The sequence below is a fragment of the Nocardioides sp. CPCC 206348 genome, from assembly GCF_048654705.1.
GTDB lineage: Bacteria > Actinomycetota > Actinomycetes > Propionibacteriales > Nocardioidaceae > Nocardioides.
On record NZ_JBMCZA010000243.1, the window covers coordinates 19,056 to 22,720 of the forward strand.

Below are 3,665 nucleotides of genomic sequence, written 5' to 3' on the forward strand. Positions count from 1 at the left end.
TGCGCCGGAACTCGTCGCCGGGCTCGAGGCGGCGGCCGCGGAAGGCCGTGTCACCCCGTACGTCGGCCACCGGCTGCCGTTCGAGCAGGCGGTGGACGCTCTGGGCGTCCTCGACCGCCGTGAGGCCCACGGCAAGGTCGTCATCGAGCTCTGAACGCCCGGTTCACAGCAGCAGGACGCCGCCGTCGACCGGGATGCTGGCACCGGTGATGTACGCCGAGGCATCGCTGGCGAGGAACACCGCCGTACTCGCGATCTCGGATGGATCGCCCAGGCGCCCGGCCGGGACCCGGGCGTCGATGATCTTCTGCTGGTAGCGGGGGCTGTAGTGGGCCGTCGCCTCGGTGAGGAACACCCCGGGGAGGATCGCGTTGACCCGGATCCCCTTGCTGCCCCATTGAGCTGCGAGGTCGCGGGTCATTCCGAGGACCCCTGCCTTCGCCGAGCTGTAGCCGGCGGCCGGCATCTTCGCGGTCGTCACGGCCATCACGCTGGACAGGTTCACGACGGAGCTGCCGGGCGGCATCACCCGGCCGGCCGCCTGGGCCATCCAGTAGGAGCCGAAGAGGTTGACGTCGACGACCCTGCGGAAGTGCTCGGGCGGGTCGTCGGTCGCAGCGTTGTAGTCCCCGCCGATGCCGGCGTTGTTGACCAGGACGTCACAGCCACCGAGCTCCTCGACCGCCGCAGCGACGAGGCGGTCGCACTCGTCGACCTGCGTCACGTCGGTCTCCACCGCGATGCAGCGGCGGCCCAGGCCTTCGACCAGCGCCCGGGTCTCGTCGAGCATCGCCAGGCGGCGTGCACCGATGGCAACGTCCGCTCCGGCGGCGGCGAGGCCCTGGGCGATCGCGACGCCGAGCCCGCTCGAGGCACCCGTCACGACTGCGACCTTGCCGTCCAGCCGGAAACGGCTCTGCCAGGCGGGGCCGTCGTACTGACTGGGGGTGTGGTTGTCCATGGACCGGTTCTACTCGCTGCAGCACCACCGAACGATCGTCGCGGGACCGGTTGATGTGGGCCTCTCCACCGCTGACCGGACCATCCGTTGTCGCGTTTCGTCGTGGGTCACAGAGTGGTGGGATGCAGGACAATGAACTCGAGGCCCTCGTCCAGCGTGCTTCCGCGGTGGCGCGAAGCACCTGGCCCGATGCACGTCTGGAGGACGCCCGCCGCCTGGAGGGTGGGGTGTCCAGCCTGACCTTCGCCTCGACGCTGGTCCGTGCCGGAAGCGAGCGGCCCGTCGTGCTGAAGGTCGCGCCGGCGGGCCTCGCGCCGGCGCGCAACCGGGACGTCCTGCGCCAGGCGCGTGTCCTGCGTCGGCTCGACGAACTGCCCGGCTTTCCCGTGCCCGAAGTGCTCTTCGAGGACGGCGGGAGGCCGCCCGAGGTACCGCCACTGTTCGCGATGGAGCTGTGTGGCGGTGACTCCTACGAGCCGCTGCTCGACGTCGGCGCCGCACCTCCCACCGCCGAGGTCGTCGGCGAACGGATGCTGGCCGCCGCGCGTGCCCTGGGCAGGCTCCAGGCCGAGACGCCGACCGCCCTGGGCCTGGGAAAGGAGCCCGTCGCCCCGGTCGACGAGGAGCTCGGGAGATGGCACCGGCTGTTCGCCACCGTCGACGCCGACATCGCTCCTGGCCACCAGGAGCTCCACGCCCGGCTGTCCCGGCGGATTCCCGAGGGGTGCGCTCCCCGCCTCCTGCACGGCGACTACCGCCTGGCGAACATGCTCTTCGACGGTCCCCGCCTGACCGCGGTCATCGACTGGGAGATCTGGTCGGTCGGCGATCCGCGCACAGACCTCGCCTGGCTCCTGATGCACCTGGCCCCGGCACACGTCTTCCACGAGGACCGTCCGGCCGCCGATGTCGCCGCGGGAGAGGGGATGCCCCCGCGGGCCGAGGTGGTCGCCGCGTACGCCGCGGCCCGGGTCGAACACGGTGCCGGCACCGCCGATGTCGCAGCGGTGGAGCAGGACCTTGCGTGGTTCCTGGCCGTCTGCCACTACAAGGTCGCCTCGACGATCGCCGTCATCCACAAGCGGGAGCGCAAGCGCGACGACCCGGACCCGAAGATCGTCGTGGCGGAGCGACACCTCGACGCCGTGCTCGCGGCAGGTCACGCCGCGCTCGACCGCAGCTGATCAGGCCCCGCTCAGCGGACGGTGACGACGACCTTGCCCACGGCGGTCCGGTCGTCGAGCGAGGCCAGCGCCTCCGATGCCCTGTCCAACGGGTAGACCGCACCGATCGCCGGGGTGAGTCGGCCCGCGTCGAGCAACTCCTGCACCCCTCGTCGTACTCGCTCCAGGGTGCCGGGGTGCTCGGTCTCCATGACGTCCATGGTGATGCCGGTCAGGGTGAGGTTGCGCAGCAGCAGCCGGTTCATCCGGAGCTCCGGGATGCTGCCTCCCGCGAAGCCGACGATGACGCCCCGGCCGCCGATCCGCAGCGAGCGGACGGTGTCGAGGAAGCCGTCACCTCCGACCATGTCGACGAAGACCTCCACGCCGCGCCCGCCGGTCAGTTCGCGGACCTGGGTGAGCCAGTCCCCGTCGGAGCGGACGACATGGGTGGCGCCGGCGTCGCGGGCCACCTTCTCCTTCGCGTCGCTGGAGACCAGCGCGATCGTGGAGACGCCGAACGCTTCGCCGAGGTCGAGGACGCAGGTGCCGACGCCGCCGGCGGCTCCGGTGATCAACACGGTCTCGCCGGGCTGCGCGCCGGCCCGGTCCAGGGCGTACCAGGCGGTCGAGTAGTTCATGTAGATGCCGGCGCCCTCGGCGTAGGACATCGAGTCCGGGATCCTGATCAGGAAGTCGTCGATGGCCAGCGCCTGCTCGGCCATCGCGCCCTGCCAGACGATGCCCGCAACGCGGTCGCCGACCTTGACCCATGAGTCCTCCGGTGCCTCCACCACCCGCCCCGAGATCTCCGATCCGCAGACGTACGGCGCCTCCACCCCACCCTGGTACCTGCCCCAGGTCTGGAGCGGGTCGATGAAGGAGAGCCCGACGGCGTGGACGTCGACCAACAGCCGCCGTCCCTCCGCGCGACGATGAGCGCCCTCGGGTGCGGGTACCTCCTGGACGGTGGCGGAACGGGGTCCGTCCAGTGTCTCGACGACGACAGCGCGCACGATATTTCTCCTCGGGTCGGGGTGGTCAGTCGAAGTAGGCGAAGAGCGACTCGGCGACGCACGCCGGCCCGTCCTGGCCCTCGATCTCGAAGGTCTGGCGAGTCCGGAAGTTCGAGCCGCCCTCGAGCGGCTCGGCCGCGAGCAGGTCCTGGGTCATCCGCAGGCGCGAGCCGACCTTGACCGGCGTGATCCAGCGGACCTTCTCGTAGCCGTAGTTGAGCGCGAGTGAGTGGCCGTTCATCTCGAAGATCTCGTACTGGAACTTCGGGCCCAGCGAGAGCGTGAACAGGCCGTGGGCGATCGTGACACCGAAGGGACTCGCGGCGGCTCGCTCGGGGTCGACGTGGATCCGTTCCCAGTCCTCGGTCGCGTCGGCGAACGCCTGGATCCGTTCCTGCGTGATCTCGTGCCAGGAGCTGGTGCCGAGCCGTTCGCCCACGAGCGCTCGGAGCTCGTCCACGCTGTTGAGAATCCTCATGTCCGCATCGTCGTCGGACGGTGGCTGCCGCGCGACGAGTCGGCGGG

General features: G+C 70.7%; 5 protein-coding genes. 2 read left to right on the top strand and 3 right to left on the bottom strand.

The annotated features are described in order from the left end of the window. Positions 1-154, top strand: a 154-nt coding sequence (locus ACOADB_RS28450; protein WP_378607569.1) for a zinc-binding dehydrogenase, incomplete at its 5' end; no start/stop codon positions are given. A gap of 9 nt (positions 155-163) precedes the next feature. Here ACOADB_RS28450 and ACOADB_RS28455 read toward each other — a convergent pair. Next, the gene (locus tag ACOADB_RS28455; RefSeq protein WP_378607146.1) at positions 164-961 is read right to left on the bottom strand and encodes an SDR family NAD(P)-dependent oxidoreductase; all 798 of its coding nucleotides are present in this window, start codon (positions 959-961) and stop codon (positions 164-166) included. A gap of 122 nt (positions 962-1,083) precedes the next feature. Between ACOADB_RS28455 and ACOADB_RS28460 the strand changes: the two genes are divergently transcribed. Next, positions 1,084-2,145 (top strand): phosphotransferase family protein, encoded by a 1,062-nt coding sequence (locus tag ACOADB_RS28460; RefSeq protein WP_378607149.1) that lies wholly within the window; start codon positions 1,084-1,086, stop codon positions 2,143-2,145. 11 nt (positions 2,146-2,156) lie between these two features. Here ACOADB_RS28460 and ACOADB_RS28465 read toward each other — a convergent pair whose 3' ends face one another. Both ACOADB_RS28465 and ACOADB_RS28470 read right to left on the bottom strand, forming a co-directional pair. Next, positions 2,157-3,140, bottom strand: coding sequence for an NADPH:quinone oxidoreductase family protein (locus tag ACOADB_RS28465; protein WP_378607152.1), 984 nt, complete (start codon positions 3,138-3,140; stop codon positions 2,157-2,159). 25 nt (positions 3,141-3,165) lie between these two features. Then, entirely contained in the window at positions 3,166-3,618 is a 453-nt protein-coding gene (locus ACOADB_RS28470; RefSeq protein WP_378607155.1) for a MaoC family dehydratase, read from the bottom strand. Positions 3,619-3,665 lie beyond the last annotated feature (47 nt).

What these genes read in the sequence shown, in the direction of transcription:
- ACOADB_RS28455 (WP_378607146.1), bottom strand. Translation starts at nt 961, where the DNA reads ATGGACAACCACACCCCCAGTCAGTACGACGGCCCCGCCTGGCAGAGC.
- ACOADB_RS28460 (WP_378607149.1), top strand. Translation starts at nt 1,084, where the DNA reads ATGCAGGACAATGAACTCGAGGCCCTCGTCCAGCGTGCTTCCGCGGTG.
- ACOADB_RS28470 (WP_378607155.1), bottom strand. Translation starts at nt 3,618, where the DNA reads ATGAGGATTCTCAACAGCGTGGACGAGCTCCGAGCGCTCGTGGGCGAA.